Origin of the sequence: Litoreibacter ponti (assembly GCF_003054285.1) — a bacterium.
GTDB lineage: Bacteria > Pseudomonadota > Alphaproteobacteria > Rhodobacterales > Rhodobacteraceae > Litoreibacter > Litoreibacter ponti.
Genome location: NZ_QBKS01000002.1, coordinates 87,069 through 106,502, shown reverse-complemented (window position 1 = coordinate 106,502; position 19,434 = coordinate 87,069). Strand labels below are relative to the sequence as shown.

Below are 19,434 nucleotides of genomic sequence, written 5' to 3'. Positions count from 1 at the left end.
CCATTGGACCCAGAATTGTCACAAAATGGCCCCGTCCTGCGCAGCATTTGATCAGACCCGCGCCAAGATCACTGCCTATTTTTCGTGCAGTAGAAACAAAAATGCGCCGGAAAACAGGACTTCAACGGGCGCGTAATCTGGGAAGGGGCGCCCAAAATGCCGACATATACAGTCGATATCTACGAATTCGACGCGCTCAGCGTTTTTTCCAACACGCCCGGCGGCACGATCACATATTCCGGCCCGTCCACCGCGAATGGCTCTGCCGCGATTACCGACAACCAGACCGGCGTCGACGGCCAAAACTTCGACGACGCGGCGAGCGAGAACGCGACCGCCACGACAACGATCGGCGGCAACACCACGACCGGCAACGAAGTCTATGCCGACGAGGCGTGGACCTTGATCGACACCGTGACCGGCAAAGAGTTTCAACTGGTCACGTTCCGGGTCAATGACGGGACGAACCAAGGCTGGTACACTCTGTCGGAGATCCCGCTGGTCCCGGGACGGATTTACGAGACGGTCAGTTTCGACAACACGCCCGACGCCAGCGCGGGCGAGGCAAGTTTTTCCTATGCCGATTACGCCGCGGCCTCGGACGGGATCGTGTCGGGGACCGATGGCGATGATGTCATTGATGCGAACTACACAGGCGACACGAGCAATGATGTGGTGGACGGGCTTGATGCCCCGTCGCCCACGCCCCCAACGCCGCTGCAATTCAACTGGACAGACTACACCGACGAGCAGGACTTGCGCGGCGGTGTGTCCCAGAACACGAATGGCATCCAGGTCGAAGTCACCTATTCCGACCTGCAAACCAACGAAGAATTCTCGGCTGAGCTGTCCGGTGGGGCGAGTGACGCTGTCTACGTCGCGCCCGGTGAGCCGTTTTCCACCACGTCGGCAGGCTACATTTTCGCCAATGGTTCGGCCGATGATACCACCGTCGCGTTCGATTTTTCCGCCGTCGCGGGTTCTGGTTTTTCGGACAGTGTCCAGAATGTCCAGTTTCGCATCAGTGATATCGATGGGCTCAGCGACGGGGCGAACAACTTTCAGGATATTGTAACGGTCAACGCGTTTGACGCCGCCGGAAATGCGGTTTTCGTCAATATCACAGGTGGCTCGAACCATACGGTGACCGGCAACACAATCACCGGCGCGCTGACGAATTTCACGCCCGGCTCTGTCGAGGCGTCCGCCCTGATCGAGATCGCAGGCCCGGTCGCTTCGATCCAGATCATTTATGACAATGGCGGCGACACCCAGCAGGCCATCTACCTGACGGACATCCATTTCGACGCGGTCCCGGTGTCGAACAATGACGACGTGATCGAGGCCGGCGCGGGTAATGACACCGTTTTCGCGGGCGAGGGCGAAGACACGGTGCGTGGTGACATCGGCAATGACATTATCGACGGCGGAACAGGCGACGATCTGCTGCAAGGCGAGGCCGGGCAGGACACCCTGTTTGGCGGCGAGGGCGAAGACCGGCTGGAAGGCGGCAGCGGTGCCGACATCCTTGATGGTGGCGCGGGCAACGACACGTTGCTTGGCGGCGGCGGAAGCGACCAGATCACGCTTGGCCAAAGCGATACTGCGACGGGTGGCGGAGGCGATGACACTTTCCTGATCGACGGTGGCCAGTTGGATGGCGGCACGATCGACATTGTCGGTGGAGAGACCGGCGAGGGCGCTGGTGACACGCTCGACTTCAACGGCCAGCTGGTTCTGGGCTCGATCATCTACACCGATCCCACGACCGCAGCCGGACGCGAGTCCGGCACGGCGACGCTGCTTGATGGCACAACGGTCACCTTCTCGGAGATCGAAAATATCATCTGCTTCGGGCGCGGCACGTTGATCGACACGCCCCACGGCGCGCGGCGGGTGGAGGAGCTGCAAGTCGGCGATCTCGTTCTGACCCGCGACGCCGGACCCCAGCCGATCCGCTGGGCGGGCAACCGCCACGTCGCCACGACCGAGGCCACGGCCCCGGTTGTCTTTGCGCCAGGGGCCTTCGGCAATGACGACACCTTGCTGGTCTCCCCGCAGCACCGGATGGTGCTGGAGGGCTATCTTGCAGAGTTGCATTTCGGCGAGCGGGAGGTGCTGGTTGCCGCGCAAAGCCTGATCAACGGAACAGACATCGTGAGGCGCCCCCCGGGGCTAATGACCTACCACCACATCATGTTTGACGATCACCAGATCGTCACCGCCAACGGTGCGGCCAGCGAAAGCTACCAGCCCGGATCATACTCCCTGTCGGGGCTGGAAGATCAGGCCCGTGCCGAGCTGCTTTCGGTCTTCCCCGAGCTGCGCGCAAACCCCGTGGCCTACGGGCAATCTGCCCGCGTCTCGGTCAAAAACCACGTCGCGTCGCTGCTGTCGGCCTGAAACCGCCCCATCAAACGCGAAAAGGCCCCGGCTTGCGCCAGGGCCTTTTTCGTTTTGACCGAATGGAGCGGGCGATGAGATTCGAACTCACGACCCTAACCTTGGCAAGGTTATGCTCTACCCCTGAGCTACGCCCGCGTCCTTCGGTGGAGAGGATTTAGCCCCGGCGCGCGAGTGCTGCAAGGGGGAAATTCGGGGAAATCACAAAAAAGATCGCTACAGGTCGATGCTGCCATCCGGGTTCACTTGCGGCGCATCCTCCGGTGTCTCTGGCGCATCGGGCTTGCGGCGGATGATAATGTCGCCATTGGGCAAAACCTCCGGCGGCTCAAAGGCATTGAGATCGGACATCTTGTCGGCGAGCTGCTCCATCAAGGGCATCATGTCCTCTGCCAGACCCTCCATGAGGCCGCGAAGGCCTTCGGCGAAGGGCGTAAGACTGTCGAGACCGAAGCCTGGCGTCTCGGCTTCCTCGGCCAGTGCGGTCGCCGGCATGGCGAGCGCGGCAATGATCAAAAGCTGCTTCATAGGTTGCAATATGGGTGCTTTCAGACGCGGTTTCAAACCGGCCACGGCAGATCAAGCGTGACCGGAAAGTGATCTGATGCGGTCAGCAGCGCGTCACTGAGTGCGGGATCGCTCCAACAGGCAGGGTCGTCGAACGGGTGCCAGATGTGCCAGTTCGGCCGCCTTTCTGCCAGATCGGGCGAGACCATGATGTAGTCGAGAAGAGCGTTCAGATATCGCTTTTCGTGTCGAACATAGAAGCGTGCCGTTGTCGGGCGCGCGCCAAAGGGCTGGGAGATGACCGCCTCGGCGTGAGGATCGTGCAGCGCCAGACCCGGATCGCCGTTCTGTCCCATCACGATCTCGACCCCTGAGCGACCAAACAGCTTCTCATATGTGTCGAGGCCAGGGCCATCGTTGAAATCCCCGAGCACGATCAGATGGTTAGTATCCTTCAGGTGTTCTTCCACGCGGTTGCGCAACCAGATGCACTGGGCCAGCTGCTTGCGCCGGTTGGCGATTGAAATACGCATCGCATCGGCCGCGTCGCGCGCACCATGGGGGGCCTTGGATTTCAGATGCGCCCCGATGAGTGTCAGAACCCGCCCGGAGGTCGTCGTCAATTCGACTTCCAGTGGGGGTTTTGAGAAGACCACCGTATCGGAGCGGGCATCCACGTCGAGGTCCATTTCCAGACTGTGGTCGAAACGCGGGGCCTGTTTCGTGTCGCGCGGCGCGTGCCGGGCGGAGAATTGCGCGGGATCGTAGAGCAGCGCGATTTCCTGCTGGGTGTCGTTGGCAAACCCGATCAGCGCGCGGCTTGCACGCAGCTCAAAATGCGCCGCGAAAGTCTCGAGCGCCGCCTGGCCAGAGCGGTTGCGGGAGCTGTCCGGCGCCTCGATCACCATGATCGCATCGGCGTTGATCGCCTGAAACACGCGCCCCACGGCGGCGAGCTGCTGAGATTTGGTGACATTGTGACGTGCCGACCAGGTCGCGTCCGAAATCAGCGCATTGTCGTCGTCAAAAAGGTTGGTGAACCACTCGACGTTATAGGTCGCGAGGCGCATTCAACGGCTCACGCTGGCGCCCGGGCCGAGACGATTTCTTCCCACGCGGCGTTGATCCGCACCAGACGTTTCTCCGCCATCTTCACGGCTTCCTTCGGCACGCCGCGCGCAGCCATCACGTCGGGATGGGTGTCGCGGACAAGCTGGCGCCAGCGGGCGCGAATGTCTTCGAGCGCCATGTCAGGGGTCGCATCGAGCACAGCGTAAGGGTCGGGTGCCGCATCGGGGACAAAGCGGGCGCGCAGGCAGCGGAACTCTGCGTCGGTGATCCGGAAGATACGGGCCACGTCGAGCAGGAAGTCGTCCTCCAGAGGGTGATAATTGCCGTCGGCGACGGCAATGTGGAAAAGCCCCTCCATCAGATCGTAGAGCGTCGAATGGGTATCGTCGAACATCGCCGCGATCTTCTGGGCGTATGCGTCAAACCCGGCCACATCCTGGCGTGCGAGGTTAAAAAGCTGCGCGGCATGCGCCTCTTCTTCGGGCGGGATCGTGAAGACCTCCCGGAAGGCGGAAACCTCGTCGCGCGTCACCCGGCCATCGGCCTTCGCCATCTTCGCGCCGAGCGCGATCACGGCGATGGTAAAGCCTACCCGCCGCTCCGGCGGGGTACGCAGGCGCTCGAAGACCGCCGACAGGCTTTCGCCCGCAGCGAGGGCGGTCAGGGCATCGGTTATGCGGGTCCACAAAGACATGAAATTGAGACTAAACGATGCGGTTCAGATTGTCAGAGGATTTTTTGTAGCAAAATGAGATCAATGTAGCGTCCGAACTTGTACCCGGCATCTGCCACGCGACCAGCCTCTCTGAAGCCAAGTTTTGCATGAAATTTCAAAGCGTTGTCATTCTCTGCGGAGATCCCCGCGATCAGCGTATGGATGCCCGCTGCGCGCCCATGTCGCACCAGCGCGTCAACCAGATCACGGCCCAGGCCAAGGCCGCGGGCGGTCTCTGCCAAGTGGACCGTAATTTCGGCGGCCCGCGCATAGCCGTCGCCGTTGCGGAAGGGGCCATATTTGGCGAATCCGACCACTGCGCCGTCTGTTTCGACGACGAGATAAGGGTCGCTGCGGCGCGCATGCGCCTCAATCCCGGCAAAGACATCTTCGTATGTCGCGGGCTGCGATGTGAACGTGATCGTCGTCTCTTGGATGATCGGATTGAGGATGGCGACGATCGCATCCGCGTCCCGCAACTTCGCAGGGCGGATCATGACAGAGTGCGTCGCCCATCGGGGGTGTCGAACGTCGCGGTCAGGGACGGGGTGTCCGACACCTCGAAAACGGCGGTGTCGCGCGGCAGGAGCGGGGCGAAAAGCTCTGCCATGGCTTGCGCCTCTGGGTGCCTCAAGACGAGGCTTGCCAGCCGGATGCCCTGGTCCGGCAGACCGGGCGCCGGATGCAGATCGCCCGACCATTCGATGATCGCGGGAGCCCATCCATCCCATGGCAGAATGCCGTCGTCGGGCACCGCCATGCGCCAGCGAAAATCCCCGCGCTGCAGGGCAAGCGGCGTCCCGAACCCGGGCGGCAGGGCCGCGAGCGTGGCCTCCATGTCCTCGGTCGCCAAAATCCAGTTGGTCAGGCGGGGCGGCCCGGAGAAGTTGTCGATGTTGAACCAGCGTGGTCGGCCCGGCGGCGGCGCGTCGGGGTTGATCGCGATCACCTCGAAATACTGGTCGGGTCCGAGTGACAGCAGGTGGTTATGCGTGCCCATCTGCGGATGCTCGCCGCGCGTGGCCAGCTTAACGCCAAGGGCCTGCTCCACATGGGCGCGACCGGCCTCAAGGGTTTCGGCGGACAGGGCGGGGTGATCGAGGCGCAGCATATTCATGGTCGTGAGCCTACGCCCGGGTCGCGGGGCTTGCCAAGGGGCGCGGGCCACGGGATATGAGGCCATGACCGATTTGACCGCCCTGAAAACCGCCGCGCGCCAAGCCGCCTTCGCCCGGCGCAAGGCCGCCAAAAGCCCCGCCCGCGATGCGGAGGCGACGCAGGCCTTGCTGACAGAGCTGTTGCCTCACAAAGGCCGCGCGCTGGCGGGCTACATGCACATTCGCACGGAAGTTGATCCGTTGCCAGCCATGGCCGCGATGGCCGCTTGGGGACCGATCGGTGTGCCGGTGATCATCGCGCAAGGCGCGCCATTGGAGTTCCATCAATGGCAGCCCGGCTGCACCATGGTCGAGGGTGCGTTCGGCGCGCAGATTCCGGTGGAGGCCAAGCCAATCGTACCCGAGGTCGTGATCGTCCCGCTGGTGGCCTTTGATCGCAAGGGCGGGCGACTGGGCTACGGCGGCGGGTTCTACGACCGCACGCTGGAACGGCTTCGCGCGCGCGGGCCGGTCACCGCGATTGGCTTCGCCTTCGCCGATCAAGAGGCCAGCGATTTGCCGCTCGAGCCCACCGATCAGCCGCTGGACATGATCGTGACAGAGCGCGGCCGCTTGCTCTAGGCAGGTAATCGGCCTAGGTCTTCGCACATGAAAATCCTTTTCCTCGGAGATGTTATGGGCCGCGCCGGGCGCACGGCCATCGCGACGCGGCTGGCGGAGCTGCGCGCGACGTGGAAACTGGACTTCGTGGTGGTTAATGGCGAGAACGCGACCTCCGGCGTGGGCCTGAGCGGGGCCCATGCGAAGGCGCTGCTGGAGGCCGGGGCGGATTGCATCACCCTTGGCGACCACGCGTTCGATCAAAAAGACATGATGCAATACATCGAGACCGAGCCGCGCGTCATTCGCCCCATCAATTTCGCCAAAGGCGCGCCGGGCCGCGGCCACGGCGTGTTCGAGGCTGGCCGCGGTCGCAAGATCCTCGTGACACAGGTGCTGGGGCAGGTCTTCATGAAGCGCCCGTTCGAGGACCCGTTCGGCAAGCTCGAGCAGGTGCTGAAAACCCATCCGCGTGGCGGCGCGGTGCAGGCCTCCCTCGTCGATATCCATTGCGAAGCCACGTCCGAGAAGATGGCGATGGGCCATTGGTGCGACGGCCGCGCGAGCGTCTGCGTGGGCACCCACACCCATGTCCCGACGGCGGATGCGATGATCCTGCCCGGCGGCTGCGCATATCTCAGCGACGCGGGCATGTGCGGCGATTACCACTCGGTTATCGGGATGGACAAGGCTGAGCCCATGCGCCGCTTCGTGACCGGTATGGTCAAGGGACGCTTCGCCCCGGCGATGGAAGAGGCCACGCTATCGGGCCTCTATGTCGAAACCGATGACAAGACCGGCGCCGCGACCCGCATCGAGCTGGTACGCCAGGGCGGTCGACTGACACAGGCGGGCCCGGTTTGAGCGACCGCGCGGGCCTGTTTGGCGCGTTGATCGTAATGGGAGCGGGCTGGGGGCTGACCCAGCCTTTGGGCAAGATCGCGGTCGAGGGCGGCTACCGGCAATTCGGGCTGGTCTTCTGGCAGGTCGTGATCTCTGCGATTGTGCTGGGCGTAATCTGCTGGATGCGTGGCAATCCGATCCCGCTGGGCCGGGCGCAGCTTTGGGCCTGCACGGTGATCGCGCTGATCGGCACGGTTCTGCCCGGCGCTGCAAGCTATAAGGCACTGGTCTATTTGCCGTCCGGCCTTGTGTCGATCCTGCTGTCGCTGGTGCCGATGCTGGCCTTTCCCGTGGCGCTGCTTTTGGGCAATGAGAACTTCGAGATGAAACGCCTCGCGGGGCTGGCCTTCGGCCTCGCGGGCGTCCTTCTGATCGTGCTGCCTGACGCGTCCCTGCCGGACCGTGCGATGGTCTGGTACATCCCGCTGGCTCTGATCGCGCCGCTCTTCTACGCGATGGAAGGCAATTACGTGGCCCGCTGGGGCACCGGCGGCCTTGGTCCGCTGAGATTGCTTTTCGGAGCAAGTGTGATCGCCGCGCTGATCTCGGGTCCGCTGGCCGTGATGCAGGGGCAGTTCATTGATCCGCGCGGGCCGTGGGGGGTGGCGGATGCGGCGCTCGTGGGCTCCGCCCTGATCCACGCGGGCGTCTACACGGCCTATGTGTGGCTGGTGGGCCGTGCCGGGCCGGTCTTCGCGGTTCAGGTCAGCTACCTCGTCACCGCTTTCGGGGTGGTCTGGGCCATGTGGCTGCTGGGCGAGCGATATTCGCTATGGGTTTGGGCGGCCTTTGCTATACTTCTCTTCGGGCTGACGCTGGTGCAGCCGCGCCCGCGCTTGGACACGATCAAGGACACCCCCGCCTGATGGAGCTGATAGAGCTGTCGCAAAACGTCCAGGCCACGGTGGCGCTGGTGGTCGTGCTGGGGATGTTCGCCCTGTTCGTGCGGGAGACCTACCCGACAGAGGTCGTGGCTATCGGCGGCGCATCGGTGCTGCTGTTGACCGGGGTGCTGCCATACGAGGCGGCACTGTCGGTTCTGTCGAACCCGGCGCCTTGGACCATTGCGGCCATGTTCATCATCATGGGGGCTTTGGTGCGCACCGGCGCGCTTGACTGGTTTACGACGGTGGCCGACCGCAATGCGGCGACGCGGCCCGCGCTGGCGCTGGCGGGCATGTTTGCCTTTGTCGTACTGGCCTCCGCGATCGTGTCGAATACGCCCGTGGTAGTCGTGATGATTCCAGTGTTCGTGCAACTGTCGCGCACCTTGGGCGTCAGCGCGTCCAAGCTGCTGATCCCGCTGTCCTACGCCGCGATCCTGGGCGGGACCCTGACCCTGATCGGCACCTCAACCAATCTTCTGGTCGACGGTGTCGCGCGCGCGAATGGGCTGCCGGCTTTTACCATTTTTGAAGTGACACCCCTTGGCATCGTGCTGATCGTCTGGGGCATGATCTACCTGCGCTACATCGCGCCGCGTCTGCTGCCTGACCGTGACAGCATGGCGATGATGCTGACCGACCGCTCGAAAAAGAAGTTCTTCACCGAGGCTGCGATCCCCCCCGACAGTAACCTGATCGGGCGCGAGGTGCTTGACGTGCAACTCTTCAAGCGAGAGGGCGTGCGGCTGGTCGATGTGATCCGCGGCGACACCTCCCTGCGCCGCAATCTGGCCGCCGTGACCCTGCAGGTCGGCGACCGCGTCGTATTGCGCACCGAGATGACCGAGCTTTTGTCGCTTCAGCGCAACAAGGAACTGAAGCGCGTGGATCAGCTATCGGCGGTGGAAACCAGCACGGTCGAAGTGCTGATCACCCCGGGCGCGAAGATGGTTGGCCGCTCGCTGGGCTCACTGCGGCTGCGCAGACGTTACGGCGTCTACCCGCTGGCGGTGCACCGCCGGAACCAGAATATCGGGCGGCAGCTGGATGACCTGATCGTGCGGGTGGGGGACACCCTGCTGTTGGAAGGCGCGCAAGAGGACATCGCGCGGCTCGCCGCGGATATGGAGCTGGTTGACGTCTCGCGCCCCTCGGCGCGGGCTTTCCGCCGCTCCCACGCGCCCATCGCCATCGTGGCGTTGCTGGCGCTCGTCGCGCTCGCAGGCTTCGGGGTGGCACCGATTTTCCTGTTGTCGATCCTTGCCGTGGCGGCGGTGCTGCTGACGCGGTGCATCGACGCGGAAGAGGCATTTTCCCATGTCGATGGACGGCTTTTGACGCTGATTTTCTCGATGCTGGCCATCGGGGCCGCGCTGGAGGCATCCGGCGCGGTCTCTCTCATTGTCGAGGCGCTCGCGCCTTACATGATGGGCTTGCCGCCCTTCTTCGTGATCTGGGGGATTTATTTGCTGACCTCGGTGCTGACGGAGCTGGTGTCGAACAACGCGGTGGCCGTGGTGGTTACGCCCATCGCGATCGGCCTCGCATCAGCAATGGGGATGGACCCGCGGCCACTTGTTGTGGCCGTCATGGTCGCCGCCTCGGCCAGTTTTGCGACCCCGATCGGCTATCAGACGAACATGCTGGTCTACGGTCCGGGCGGCTACCGCTTTACCGATTTCATGCGGGCCGGCATCCCGCTGAACCTGTCGATCGGGCTGCTGGCGTCCTTCGTGATCCCCTTCATCTGGCCCATGACCCCCGGCTGATTTCTGCTGGGCGGTGGGCGAAGGGGTTTCCCATCTTCGTGTGCTGCCGCTAAGATGAACGCGACCTATTTAGCGGAGGCCCCGATGCGCGCCACAACATGCTGTTTGATTTCCGTGGCCGTGATGGGGCTGGCCGGGTGCGAATTCCTTTCAGATGTCCTCTTCGACCGCGGCGCACGGTTCGAGCCGCCGGTCCCGCCGCCTGCGCGCGCGACGCGGCCCGTCGCGGTGGCCATCGATGGCGACACGGCGCTTGTGGGCATGGATGATTTGCAGCAATGCCGCGGTAACGCCGGATCCTCCGCCGCGGCGGGCAATGGCTGGACTGGCACGCTGAGCGACTGCGACTATCCCTATACCTACGAGGTGGTGCTGGCCGCGGGTACGCCACCTAACTTCGTCCAATTGAACGAGGTCTTCGGCCCCCAGCTTCCCCCGGCGGAGGGCGAGGTGCCGTTCCGCCCGATCGCGGTGGTGACCGTGACGGACCTAGCGGGCCAAAGCTACCGCTTTGAAAGCGCCGAAGGGTTCTAGAGCGGCCAGAACACCAGGATCAGCGGGATCGAGACCGCGACGACCAGTATCTCCAGCGGCAGGCCCATGCGCCAGTAATCGCCGAAGCCGTAGCCCCCGGGGCCCAGGATCAGCGTGTTGTTCTTGTGTCCGATGGGCGTGAGGAACGCACAGGACGCGGCAACGGCAACGGCCATCAGGAAAGGGTCGGGGGAGACGCCCAGCGTCTGCGCCATCTGGATGCCAACCGGGGCCGCGACAATGGCTGTCGCCGTGTTGTTAAGCACGTCCGAGAGCGTCATGGTCACAACCATCAGTACGGTCAGCACCGCCCATGCGGGCAGCCCGGCCGTGAGATCGACGAGCGCACCCGCGATCAACTGGGTGCCGCCCGATGTCTCTAGCGCCGCGCCCAGCGGGATCATCGAGCCGAGCAGAACCACCACGGGCCACTCGATATGGGTGTAGAGCTCTGACAGGGGGATAACGCGCGTCAGCACGAATGCCACCACCACCAGCCCGAGCGCCACGGGCAGGTACAAAAGGCCCAGGGCCGAGGCCGTGACCGCCCCCGCGAAAAGCGCGATTGCCAGCCACATTTTCTCGTCCGCTGTCACGGACAGGCCGCGGTCGGCCAAAGGCAGGCAGCCAAGCCATTCGGTCACGTCGCTTTCGCGACCCTCCGGGACCAACAGCAGCAGGATATCGCCCGTGCCGACAGTGGTCTTGCGGATCTGCTCCTTGATGCGTTTGCCCTGGCGCGAGATGCCCATCAGAACGGTGCGCTGCCGCCATGCCAGACCGATGCTCTGCGCGGTTTTCCCGTTGATGCGGGATTGGTCGGTGACAACGACTTCCACGATCGTGACGCCATCGCCCTCGGCGGTCAGATGCTCTTGCCGCGTCGGGTCCGCGAAATCGAGCGACAAGGCCGCGCGGAACTCGTCGAGCGCGTCGGGCGTCGCCTCTAGGATCAGCGCGTCGCCTGCGCGCAGCCTGATGTTCTGGCCGGTGCCGTAGCGCCGTTTGCCATCGCGCAGCAGGCCGATGATGGCAACATCGGCTTTCTCGGCGTCGTCCAGAAGCTCCGCGATGCGCTTGCCTTCCAGCTTCGAGGCTTCGGGCACCGTAAGCTCCGCGATGTATTCCGCGTATTCCTCCATCGGATTGCCGCTGGACGTGTCCTCCTCGCGGTGCGGGATCAGCCGCCAGCCCAGCACTGCGACGAAGATCAGCCCCACAAGGGCGGTGATACCGCCCACAGGGGCGAAATCGAACATCTTGAACGGCTCGCCCAGCGAAGTCTCGCGGATCGAGGCGATGATGATATTCGGCGGCGTGCCGATGAGCGTCGCCATGCCGCCGAGGATCGTCGCGAAGCTCAACGGCATCAGGCTCAAACCCGGGTCGCGCCCCGCCTTGCGTGCGGTCTGGATGTCAACCGGCATCAGCAACGCCAATGCAGCCACGTTGTTCATAAAGGCCGACAGGACGCCGCCCACGGCGCCCATCAGGGTGATATGCGCGCCAAGCGAGCGGGTGCTATCAACCAGCGTGCGCGTGATCAAAAACACCGCACCAGAGCGCACAAGACCCGCCGACACCACCAGCACAAGGGCCACCACAAGGGTAGCCGGATGCCCGAAGCCCGAGAACGCGTCCTTGGTGGGCACAACGCCCAGGACCACGCCCGCCATCAATGCGGTGAAGGCCACCAGATCGTAGCGCCAGCGGCCCCAGACAAGGAATATGAACACCGCGCCAAACAGCGCGAACAGGATGATCTGATCGGTCGTCATGGCGCGCACACTGCCCCGTCTTGCGCGGGGGTGAAAGCCCTATCTGGACGCGACCCGCGTCGGCGCAGTATCGGGGAAGATGCGGGCCATTTCACTGTCGAACAGCTCCCAGCTCACGCTCGCCTTGTTGCCTGCGTGACCGTGATAGTATGAGCGTCCGTTCGGCGTCGGCAGTCCGGCCCAGATCTTGGCGAGGTTGATCATGAAGGTCTCGCGCTCCATCTCGCCGCTCTGGAAACTCTCCAGCCCCGCCTCGGCCAGAAGAACATCGGCCAGTTGATCCTGGATCGCCTCCGAGAAGCGCGTGCCGGGCGTGAGCCCCAGGTGCTTTACCAAACGCCGCAGGGTGGGGGGGATGAACTGGTAGCGGCCGATGGCATGCGGCTGGCCCGGTGTCGCTCTGGTCCACACGTCAATTTCGCCCAAGGTCATGCGCGTGGGCTTCTTCGCGGGCTTGATCTTGGCCCCGAATTGCACCGCGTCGTAGCCGTCACGCCGGGATTCTGCCATCTCGATCAGGCGACGCAGGCGGACAAGCTGCGCGCGCGGCGCATGTGCGTGCCGCGACGAGACGGAGGGTGAGTGTGGCGCAAACAGCCCTGTCGCGGGCTTGTCCAGAAACAGACTGCCGACGCTCGCCTTCGTCGCAATGATGTCGCGCTTGGCCGTGCGCATCGCAGTCGATGGTGTCCGCGCGACCGGTTCCGAATAGCTTGCCCGCACGAAGGTGCGGGTGCCGGAAAACAGCGAGCCATTGGCGCGCGCGAGATCGGCGATACACAAGGGTGCAATGCCAAGATAAAGCATCCAGCCGAAAGAAATTTGATGTCGTGTCATGCAAGCCCCGTTCTGAGGAAATCAACTGACACAGGGTCTGACGCCGCGATGTTGACGAACCCTTTCGCGCTCGCGCAAAAGAACTTCAAATTGTTCGCATTTTTGAAACGGATTGCGGGGCGGGAAGGGGCGCGCTAAGAGGTGCGTCTTGATATCAAAGCGCAAAATGACGAAGGGATGACGCCATGGCCGGCCACTCCAAATGGGCAAATATTCAACACCGCAAGGGACGGCAGGACAAGCTGCGCTCCAAGCTGTTCTCCAAGCTCGCCAAGGAAATCACCGTCGCCGCCAAGATGGGCGACCCCGATCCCGACAAGAACCCGCGCCTGCGCCTTGCGGTGAAAGAAGCCAAAAGCCAGTCCGTCCCGAAGGACGTGATCGAGCGCGCGATCAAGAAATCCCAGGGCGGCGACGCCGAGAATTACGACGAAATCCGCTACGAGGGCTACGGGCCCGGCGGCGTCGCGGTGATCGTGGAGGCGATGACAGACAACAAGAACCGCACTGCTTCCACCGTGCGTTCGACCTTTTCCAAGAACGGCGGAAACCTCGGTGAGACGGGCTCGGTCGGCTTCATGTTCGAGCGCAAGGGCCAGGTGACCTATCCAGCGGAGGTCGGCGACGCGGACACCGTCATGATGGCCGCAATCGAGGCCGGCGCGGAGGATTGCGAAAGCTCAGAAGACGGCCACATCATCACCTGCGCCGACACCGATCTGAACGCGGTCTCCACGGCGCTCGAGGCGGAGCTGGGCGAATCCGAGTCGACCAAGCTGATCTGGCAGCCGACAACCACGACCGAGCTGGATCTGGAAGGCATGACCAAGCTTATGAAGTTGATCGACGCCCTTGAGGACGACGACGACATCCAGAACGTAACGGCCAATTTCGAGGCGTCCGACGAGGTGATGGCCCAGCTTTAGATCAGCGGGTCGCATCTGGACAACGGGATCAAGGGCGTGGCGCTGGCCGCGCCCTTTTCGTCACAATTCCTGGATCAGGCTGGCGCGCGCCGCGGCCTTGATAGCGCGCGTGAGCGGCGCAAGCGGGCCTGCGGCATAGCGGGCCACCTGCCAATACAGCGGCGTATCGAGCGGTGTCTCAGTCAGCTTGCATAGTGCGCCGCGCGCGAGCGCGTCCCGCAGAAGCGGCTCGGGATTCATGCCCCAGCCCATGCCCAACGACGCGGCCTCGATGAAGCCTTGGGAGGACGCGAAGTGATGCGTGGGAAGCGTCACTGGCGTGCCGGCCATTCCCGTGGCCCAATCGCGTTGCAGTCGGTCTTTGCGGTTGAAGGTCAGCGCTGGTGCGCGCGAAAGGGCTTCGGCCGTGACCCCTTTGGAAAAGTGCCTCTCGACAAATTCCGGGGAGGCGGTGGCGTAGTACCGCAGGGCGCCGAGCGCGTGGCTGTCACAGCCCTGCACCGGACCGGGGTGCCCGGTGACCGCGGCCGCCACCTCGCCCGAACGCAGCCAGTTCGCGGAATGATCCTGATCGTCAATGACGAGGTCGAAGAGAAAGCCATCGGTCTCAGCCAGCGCAGGCAGCATCCATGTGGCCAGGCTATCGGCATTGGCCGCGAGCCGGAGTGGCGTGTTTTCCGCGGGCGCACTGTCGAGCAGGCCCGCCTCCATCAAGCGCACGGCGTCCGCATGTGCCGCCAGTCGCGCACCGGCAGGCGTTGCTGTGCAGGGCTGACCGCGAAGGATCAAGACGGCTCCGACCCGGTTCTCCAATGCCTTGATGCGCTGGGAGACTGCGGATTGGGTGATATTGAGAGCCCCCGCCGCACCGTCGAAGCTGCCGGTTTTCAGAACCGCGGAAAGCGCATCGAGCTGGGTGTAATCAAGCATAAGAAAGTCTTATCAGGAATTAGAGGTATAAGTTTGAGTTACCATGGCAGGTATCTTAATTCGGGCCAAGTGTTCAATCGGAGGCCCGAGAATGGCCACCTTCCTCGCAGGCTTTGCACTGAGCTTTTCGCTGATCCTCGCCATCGGGGCGCAGAACGCTTTTGTGCTGCGCCAAGGGCTGCGGCGGGAGCATGTCGGTCTTTGCGTCGCAGTGTGCGCGTTCTCGGACGCTGTGCTGATCGCGACCGGGGTTATCGCCTTTGGCTGGTTGTCAGAGGTGATGCCGATGCTCGGCCCGGTGCTGCGCTACGGCGGCGCGGCCTTCCTTTTGGCCTACGGCGCGCTGTCCTTTCGCAATGCGTGGCGCGGGGGCGAGGCACTTGAGACCTCGGGCGAAGCCCGCTCGAACCCGTGGAAGATCGTGGCGACGCTGTTGGCGCTCACTTGGCTGAACCCGCATGTCTACCTTGACACGGTGATCCTGATCGGCTCCATCGCGGCGCAATATGGCGAGCAGCGTTTCGTGTTCGGGGCGGGTGGAGTCCTGGCCTCGGCCACATTCTTCATCATGCTGGGCTATGGCGCCCGGCTGCTTGCGCCGTTCTTTGCCAAGCCGGTCGCGTGGCGCATTCTGGACGTCGTCGTCGGGCTGACGATGTGGGCCATCGCGGCGGGTCTGCTGCTGAAAGGATAGGGCTTGCGCCCCGCTGCGCGAGCGGGTCAGGTGGCGCAATGGCTTCTCAGCAAAACCGGCCCGTTGCGGGCGTCCTTTGGATGCTGGTGACGGGCGTTATGTTCGTCTGCGTGACCGCGGTGGTGAAATATGTGGGCGACAGCCTGCCCGCCGCGCAGGCGGCGTTTCTGCGCTATCTGCTGGGGCTGGTCTTCCTGATCCCGATGATCAAGCCGATCCGTGCGGCGCGCCTGACTTCGTGGGAGCTGAAGATGTTTGGCTTTCGCGGCGCGGTTCATACGGTTGGGGTGACCTTGTGGTTCTACGCGATGACCAAGATCTCCATCGCGGAGGTCACGGCGATGAACTACCTCTCACCGGTTTATGTGACCCTCGGAGCCGCGCTATTCCTTGGCGAAAAGCTTGCATTGCGTCGGATCATGGCGGTGGCCATGGCCCTTGTCGGGGCAATGATCATCCTGCGGCCCGGCTTTCGGGAGCTCAGTTCCGGCCATTTCGCCATGCTGTTCACAGCCGTGATGTTCGCCGGTAGCTACCTGTCGGCCAAGGTGATGGCGGACAAGGTGTCGCCCGCGGTCGTGGTGGGGATGCTCTCGATCACGGTCACCATCGGGCTGGCCCCCTTGGCGGCGATGGTCTGGGTCACACCCACCTTGGCGCAGCTTGGTTGGATGTTCCTGTTGGCGATCTTCGCAACGGCGGGCCACTACTCGATGACGTTGGCCTTCGCGGCGGCCCCTGTCACCGTGACCCAGCCGGTGACGTTTCTGCAGCTGGTCTGGGCGGTCGCGCTCGGTGCGTTGGTATTTGGAGAAGGGATTGATGCGTGGGTCATTCTGGGCGGTGTCGTAATCCTTGGCTCGGTCAGCTTCATCACGTGGCGCGAGCATGTGTTGAAGAAAGCGTTGGGGGCGGCGGAGGTGTAGCAGAGCGACCTTGCTGCACACTCTAGTTGCCGGTCGTAGCGGCGCTGCAGAGTTGAAAACGCAACTCTTTTATTGATTGACGAGTCAATCAAAATCCCGCTACGGCTGAGCCATGCCGAAGCTGGGAATGGAACCGATCCGACGTGAAGCGCTTGTGGCCGCCACTATTGCGGAGGTGGGGGCGGCAGGATCCCTGGACGTCACCGTGGCGTCGATCTCGAAACGCGCCGGGGTATCGTCGGCGTTGGCGCATCACTACTTCGGCGGCAAGAGCGAGATATTCCTCGCCGCGATGCGCCACATCCTGCGCGGGTTCGGGGCAGAGGTGCGCAGCCGACTCGACCATGCCGCCACGCCAAGGGCGCGGCTGGAGGCGATCATCGCCGCAAGCTTCGCGGAAAGCTGCTTTGACCCCGGCGTGATCTCGGCCTGGCTAAATTTCTACGTGCAGGCCCAGCAAAGTGACGAGGCCATGCGGCTGTTGACCGTGTATCAACGCCGCTTGCGCTCCAACCTGCTATTCGCGTTGCGTCCCCTCACGCGCGCGCCCGAAGCGCAGGCCGAAGCGATCGCCGCGATGATTGACGGGCTTTATATCCGCGCGGCCCTTGGTGCGCCGCGCGACCGCGACCCGGTCGAACTGATCATGGCGCAGGCCGCGCCGCATCTGGAGAGCTGAGATATGGCCCCGAACTTCCTGATCTTCATGGTCGACCAGCTGAATGGCACGCTGTTTCCGGACGGGCCTGCCGACTGGCTGCACGCGCCGAACTTGAAGAAGCTCGCAGCGCGGTCCACGCGGTTCAAGAACGCCTACACCGCCTCGCCGCTGTGCGCGCCGGCGCGGGCGTCGTTCATGTCGGGCCAGTTGCCGTCGCGCACGGGGGTCTATGACAATGCGGCGGAATTCTCGAGCGCGATCCCGACCTTTGCGCACCATCTGCGGCGCGCGGGCTATCAGACCTGCCTGTCGGGCAAGATGCACTTTGTCGGCCCCGACCAGCTGCACGGGTTCGAAGAGCGGCTGACCACCGATATCTACCCCGCCGACTTTGGCTGGACCCCGGATTACCGCAAGCCCGACGAGCGAATCGAGTGGTGGTATCACAACATGGGGTCGGTGACCGGCGCGGGCGTGGCCGAGATTACCAACCAGATGGAATATGACGACGAGGTCGCCTACCACGCGACGCGCAAGATCTACGACCTGTCGCGCGGGGCCGATGCGCGGCCGTGGTGCGTGGTTGCGAGCTTCACCCACCCCCATGATCCGTATGTGGCGCGGAAGAAATACTGGGACCTGTATGAGGATTGCGCGCATCTGCTGCCGGAGGTGGGGCCGATTGCGTATGAGGCGCAGGACGCCCATTCCAAACGCATCCTCGATGCCAATGACCGCGACAATTACAACATCACCGAAGACCACATCCGCACCGCGCGGCGGGCCTACTTCGCCAATATCTCCTACCTGGATGACAAGGTGGGCGAGGTTATGGCCGCGCTGGAGGCGACCCGGCAGGAGGCCACGATCCTGTTCGTCTCGGACCATGGCGATATGCTGGGCGAGCGGGGGCTGTGGTTCAAGATGAGCTTCTACGAGGGCTCGAGCCGGGTGCCTCTGATGGTGGCTTCACCCGACATGGAGGCGGGGCTGGTGGAGGCGCCGGTCTCCAACATCGACGTGTGCCCGACCCTGTGCGATCTGGCGGGCGTGGATATGTCGGAAGTGATGCCGTGGACGGACGGGGTGTCGCTGGCGCCCTTGGGCCGGGGTGAGGCGCGCGACGCGCCGGTGGCCATGGAATACGCGGCGGAGGCGAGCTACGCGCCGCTGGTCTCGCTGCGCTACGGCAAGTGGAAGTTCAACCGCTGTGCGCTGGATCCAGACCAGCTGTTCGACCTCGAGGCTGATCCCCATGAGCTGAGCGACCTGGCGAGCGATCCGGCCCATGCGGGCACGCTGGCGGCGCTGCAAGCCAAGGCGGAGGCGCGTTGGGATCTCGACAGTTTTGACGCCGATGTGCGCCATAGCCAGGCGGGGCGCTGGGTGGTCTACGAGGCGCTGCGGCAAGGCGGTTACTACCCGTGGGATTACCAGCCGCTGCAAAAGGCGTCCGAGCGCTACATGCGCAACCACATGGACCTCAACGTGCTCGAAGAGAGCCAGCGTTTCCCGCGGGGCGAGTGAGATGTTGATGCTTTACGGACGCGCGACCTCGTCGAATGTGCAGGCGGTGTTGTGGGCGCTCGAGGAGATGGGCCTCGACTATACACGTCTCGACTATGGCGAAGGCTTCGCGCCGCTGGACACGCCCGATTATCTGGCACTGAACCCCCATGGGCTGATCCCTGTGCTGCGCGAGGGCGATGTCGCGATCTGGGAAAGCTGTGCGATCCTGCGCTATCTGGCCGCCCGCCATGGCGGAGACGCGTTCTGGCCCGCCGATCCGCTGGCGCGTGCGCAGGTGGATATGTGGGCGGAATGGGCCAAGCGCGACGTGGCCGAAGGTTTTACCGGGCCGGTGTTCTGGCAGGTGGTGCGCACGCCCAAGGCGCGCTGGGACCACGCGGCGATTGCGCAGGCCGTCGCGACGTTGGAGATGCATCTGGCCAAGGCCGAAGCGCGGCTGGCCCATCAGGACTACCTGTGCGGCGACAGTCTGACGCTGGCCGATATCGTCTTTGGCCATGTCCTGTACCGCTATTTCGACATCGAGATTGACCGCGCGCCGCTGCCCCATCTGCGGCGCTACGCGGACCGGCTGGCCGAACGGCCCGCCTACAGACACTGCGTGATGGTCTCTTACGAGACCTTGCGCGATACCATTTGAAGGAGAGG

The 19,434-nt window shown here is 63.7% G+C and carries 20 protein-coding genes and 1 tRNA gene; 12 read left to right on the top strand and 9 right to left on the bottom strand.

What is annotated here, in order from left to right:
* The first annotated feature begins 156 nt into the window (after positions 1 to 156).
* Entirely contained in the window at positions 157 to 2,403 is a 2,247-nt protein-coding gene (locus C8N43_RS19905) for a Hint domain-containing protein (protein ID WP_107846468.1), read from the top strand.
* Between the two features lie 63 nt (positions 2,404 to 2,466).
* On the opposite strand, the gene C8N43_RS14375 is transcribed toward C8N43_RS19905, so the two are convergent.
* From C8N43_RS14375 to C8N43_RS14350, 6 genes are all read right to left on the bottom strand, one after another.
* Positions 2,467 to 2,541, bottom strand: a tRNA-Gly gene (locus tag C8N43_RS14375).
* 78 nt (positions 2,542 to 2,619) lie between these two features.
* Positions 2,620 to 2,931: a hypothetical protein gene (locus C8N43_RS14370; RefSeq protein WP_107846467.1), complete on the bottom strand. Its 312-nt coding sequence runs from the start codon at positions 2,929 to 2,931 to the stop codon at positions 2,620 to 2,622.
* Between the two features lie 32 nt (positions 2,932 to 2,963).
* Complete coding sequence (locus C8N43_RS14365) at positions 2,964 to 3,980, bottom strand: endonuclease/exonuclease/phosphatase family protein (RefSeq protein WP_107846466.1); 1,017 nt, start codon at positions 3,978 to 3,980, stop codon at positions 2,964 to 2,966.
* Positions 3,981 to 3,988: 8 nt separating this feature from the next.
* Complete coding sequence (locus C8N43_RS14360; RefSeq protein ID WP_107846465.1) at positions 3,989 to 4,675, bottom strand: molecular chaperone DjiA; 687 nt, start codon at positions 4,673 to 4,675, stop codon at positions 3,989 to 3,991.
* Between the two features lie 32 nt (positions 4,676 to 4,707).
* Positions 4,708 to 5,193, bottom strand: a complete 486-nt coding sequence (locus C8N43_RS14355; protein ID WP_107846464.1) for a GNAT family N-acetyltransferase — start codon at positions 5,191 to 5,193, stop codon at positions 4,708 to 4,710.
* Positions 5,190 to 5,813: a VOC family protein gene (locus C8N43_RS14350; protein WP_342748728.1), complete on the bottom strand. Its 624-nt coding sequence runs from the start codon at positions 5,811 to 5,813 to the stop codon at positions 5,190 to 5,192. Before C8N43_RS14350 ends, C8N43_RS14355 begins: the two co-directional genes overlap by 4 nt.
* Before the next feature lie 64 nt (positions 5,814 to 5,877).
* Between C8N43_RS14350 and C8N43_RS14345 the strand changes: the two genes are divergently transcribed.
* The 5 genes from C8N43_RS14345 to C8N43_RS14325 all read left to right on the top strand — a co-directional run bounded on the left by C8N43_RS14345 (position 5,878) and on the right by C8N43_RS14325 (position 10,504).
* The gene (locus tag C8N43_RS14345; protein WP_107846463.1) at positions 5,878 to 6,435 is read left to right on the top strand and encodes a 5-formyltetrahydrofolate cyclo-ligase; all 558 of its coding nucleotides are present in this window, start codon (positions 5,878 to 5,880) and stop codon (positions 6,433 to 6,435) included.
* A 27-nt stretch (positions 6,436 to 6,462) separates the two neighbouring features.
* The gene (locus C8N43_RS14340) at positions 6,463 to 7,278 is read left to right on the top strand and encodes a TIGR00282 family metallophosphoesterase (protein WP_107846462.1); all 816 of its coding nucleotides are present in this window, start codon (positions 6,463 to 6,465) and stop codon (positions 7,276 to 7,278) included.
* A complete protein-coding gene (locus C8N43_RS14335) occupies positions 7,275 to 8,183 on the top strand; it encodes a DMT family transporter (protein WP_245913036.1) in 909 nt (302 codons plus the stop codon). The genes C8N43_RS14340 and C8N43_RS14335 overlap by 4 nt, the downstream gene beginning before the upstream one ends.
* Positions 8,183 to 9,970: an SLC13 family permease gene (locus C8N43_RS14330; protein WP_107846461.1), complete on the top strand. Its 1,788-nt coding sequence runs from the start codon at positions 8,183 to 8,185 to the stop codon at positions 9,968 to 9,970. The genes C8N43_RS14335 and C8N43_RS14330 overlap by 1 nt, the downstream gene beginning before the upstream one ends.
* Before the next feature lie 84 nt (positions 9,971 to 10,054).
* Positions 10,055 to 10,504 carry a hypothetical protein gene (locus C8N43_RS14325; RefSeq protein ID WP_146174230.1) on the top strand — a complete coding sequence of 150 codons (450 nt, stop codon included), beginning with the start codon at positions 10,055 to 10,057 and terminating at the stop codon, positions 10,502 to 10,504.
* On the opposite strand, the gene C8N43_RS14320 is transcribed toward C8N43_RS14325, so the two are convergent.
* Both C8N43_RS14320 and C8N43_RS14315 read right to left on the bottom strand, forming a co-directional pair.
* Positions 10,501 to 12,282, bottom strand: coding sequence for an SLC13 family permease (locus C8N43_RS14320; protein WP_107846459.1), 1,782 nt, complete (start codon positions 12,280 to 12,282; stop codon positions 10,501 to 10,503). The genes C8N43_RS14325 and C8N43_RS14320 overlap by 4 nt on opposite strands.
* Positions 12,283 to 12,321: 39 nt before the next feature.
* A complete protein-coding gene (locus C8N43_RS14315) occupies positions 12,322 to 13,119 on the bottom strand; it encodes a lysozyme family protein (RefSeq protein WP_146174229.1) in 798 nt (265 codons plus the stop codon).
* A gap of 185 nt (positions 13,120 to 13,304) precedes the next feature.
* On the opposite strand from C8N43_RS14315, the gene C8N43_RS14310 reads away from it, so the two are divergent.
* A complete protein-coding gene (locus C8N43_RS14310; RefSeq protein ID WP_107846457.1) occupies positions 13,305 to 14,045 on the top strand; it encodes a YebC/PmpR family DNA-binding transcriptional regulator in 741 nt (246 codons plus the stop codon).
* Positions 14,046 to 14,105: 60 nt separating this feature from the next.
* On the opposite strand, the gene C8N43_RS14305 is transcribed toward C8N43_RS14310, so the two are convergent.
* Positions 14,106 to 14,975 carry a LysR family transcriptional regulator ArgP gene (locus tag C8N43_RS14305; RefSeq protein ID WP_107846456.1) on the bottom strand — a complete coding sequence of 290 codons (870 nt, stop codon included), beginning with the start codon at positions 14,973 to 14,975 and terminating at the stop codon, positions 14,106 to 14,108.
* A 91-nt stretch (positions 14,976 to 15,066) separates the two neighbouring features.
* Here C8N43_RS14305 and C8N43_RS14300 point away from each other — a divergent pair, with 91 nt between their 5' ends.
* The 5 genes from C8N43_RS14300 (at position 15,067) to C8N43_RS14280 (ending at position 19,426) form a co-directional block, all read left to right on the top strand.
* Complete coding sequence (locus tag C8N43_RS14300) at positions 15,067 to 15,669, top strand: LysE/ArgO family amino acid transporter (protein ID WP_107846455.1); 603 nt, start codon at positions 15,067 to 15,069, stop codon at positions 15,667 to 15,669.
* Positions 15,670 to 15,707: 38 nt separating this feature from the next.
* Positions 15,708 to 16,595, top strand: coding sequence for a DMT family transporter (locus C8N43_RS14295; RefSeq protein WP_107846454.1), 888 nt, complete (start codon positions 15,708 to 15,710; stop codon positions 16,593 to 16,595).
* Between the two features lie 112 nt (positions 16,596 to 16,707).
* Positions 16,708 to 17,274 carry a choline-binding transcriptional repressor BetI gene (betI, locus tag C8N43_RS14290; RefSeq protein WP_107846453.1) on the top strand — a complete coding sequence of 189 codons (567 nt, stop codon included), beginning with the start codon at positions 16,708 to 16,710 and terminating at the stop codon, positions 17,272 to 17,274.
* Between the two features lie 3 nt (positions 17,275 to 17,277).
* The gene (gene betC / locus C8N43_RS14285; RefSeq protein ID WP_107846452.1) at positions 17,278 to 18,783 is read left to right on the top strand and encodes a choline-sulfatase; all 1,506 of its coding nucleotides are present in this window, start codon (positions 17,278 to 17,280) and stop codon (positions 18,781 to 18,783) included.
* Positions 18,784 to 18,790: 7 nt separating this feature from the next.
* Positions 18,791 to 19,426 (top strand): glutathione S-transferase family protein, encoded by a 636-nt coding sequence (locus C8N43_RS14280; RefSeq protein ID WP_245913034.1) that lies wholly within the window; start codon positions 18,791 to 18,793, stop codon positions 19,424 to 19,426.
* Positions 19,427 to 19,434 lie beyond the last annotated feature (8 nt).

Excerpts from the sequence above, each read along its gene's own strand:
- C8N43_RS19905 (WP_107846468.1), top strand. The coding sequence starts at position 157 with ATGCCGACATATACAGTCGATATCTACGAATTCGACGCGCTCAGCGTT.
- C8N43_RS14370 (WP_107846467.1), bottom strand. The coding sequence starts at position 2,931 with ATGAAGCAGCTTTTGATCATTGCCGCGCTCGCCATGCCGGCGACCGCA.
- C8N43_RS14365 (WP_107846466.1), bottom strand. The coding sequence starts at position 3,980 with ATGCGCCTCGCGACCTATAACGTCGAGTGGTTCACCAACCTTTTTGAC.
- C8N43_RS14360 (WP_107846465.1), bottom strand. The coding sequence starts at position 4,675 with ATGTCTTTGTGGACCCGCATAACCGATGCCCTGACCGCCCTCGCTGCG.
- C8N43_RS14355 (WP_107846464.1), bottom strand. The coding sequence starts at position 5,193 with ATGATCCGCCCTGCGAAGTTGCGGGACGCGGATGCGATCGTCGCCATC.
- C8N43_RS14350 (WP_342748728.1), bottom strand. The coding sequence starts at position 5,813 with ATGAATATGCTGCGCCTCGATCACCCCGCCCTGTCCGCCGAAACCCTT.
- C8N43_RS14345 (WP_107846463.1), top strand. The coding sequence starts at position 5,878 with ATGACCGATTTGACCGCCCTGAAAACCGCCGCGCGCCAAGCCGCCTTC.
- C8N43_RS14340 (WP_107846462.1), top strand. The coding sequence starts at position 6,463 with ATGAAAATCCTTTTCCTCGGAGATGTTATGGGCCGCGCCGGGCGCACG.
- C8N43_RS14330 (WP_107846461.1), top strand. The coding sequence starts at position 8,183 with ATGGAGCTGATAGAGCTGTCGCAAAACGTCCAGGCCACGGTGGCGCTG.
- C8N43_RS14325 (WP_146174230.1), top strand. The coding sequence starts at position 10,055 with ATGCGCGCCACAACATGCTGTTTGATTTCCGTGGCCGTGATGGGGCTG.
- C8N43_RS14320 (WP_107846459.1), bottom strand. The coding sequence starts at position 12,282 with ATGACGACCGATCAGATCATCCTGTTCGCGCTGTTTGGCGCGGTGTTC.
- C8N43_RS14315 (WP_146174229.1), bottom strand. The coding sequence starts at position 13,119 with ATGACACGACATCAAATTTCTTTCGGCTGGATGCTTTATCTTGGCATT.
- C8N43_RS14310 (WP_107846457.1), top strand. The coding sequence starts at position 13,305 with ATGGCCGGCCACTCCAAATGGGCAAATATTCAACACCGCAAGGGACGG.
- C8N43_RS14305 (WP_107846456.1), bottom strand. The coding sequence starts at position 14,975 with ATGCTTGATTACACCCAGCTCGATGCGCTTTCCGCGGTTCTGAAAACC.
- C8N43_RS14300 (WP_107846455.1), top strand. The coding sequence starts at position 15,067 with ATGGCCACCTTCCTCGCAGGCTTTGCACTGAGCTTTTCGCTGATCCTC.
- C8N43_RS14295 (WP_107846454.1), top strand. The coding sequence starts at position 15,708 with ATGGCTTCTCAGCAAAACCGGCCCGTTGCGGGCGTCCTTTGGATGCTG.
- betI (WP_107846453.1), top strand. The coding sequence starts at position 16,708 with ATGCCGAAGCTGGGAATGGAACCGATCCGACGTGAAGCGCTTGTGGCC.
- betC (WP_107846452.1), top strand. The coding sequence starts at position 17,278 with ATGGCCCCGAACTTCCTGATCTTCATGGTCGACCAGCTGAATGGCACG.
- C8N43_RS14280 (WP_245913034.1), top strand. The coding sequence starts at position 18,791 with ATGCTTTACGGACGCGCGACCTCGTCGAATGTGCAGGCGGTGTTGTGG.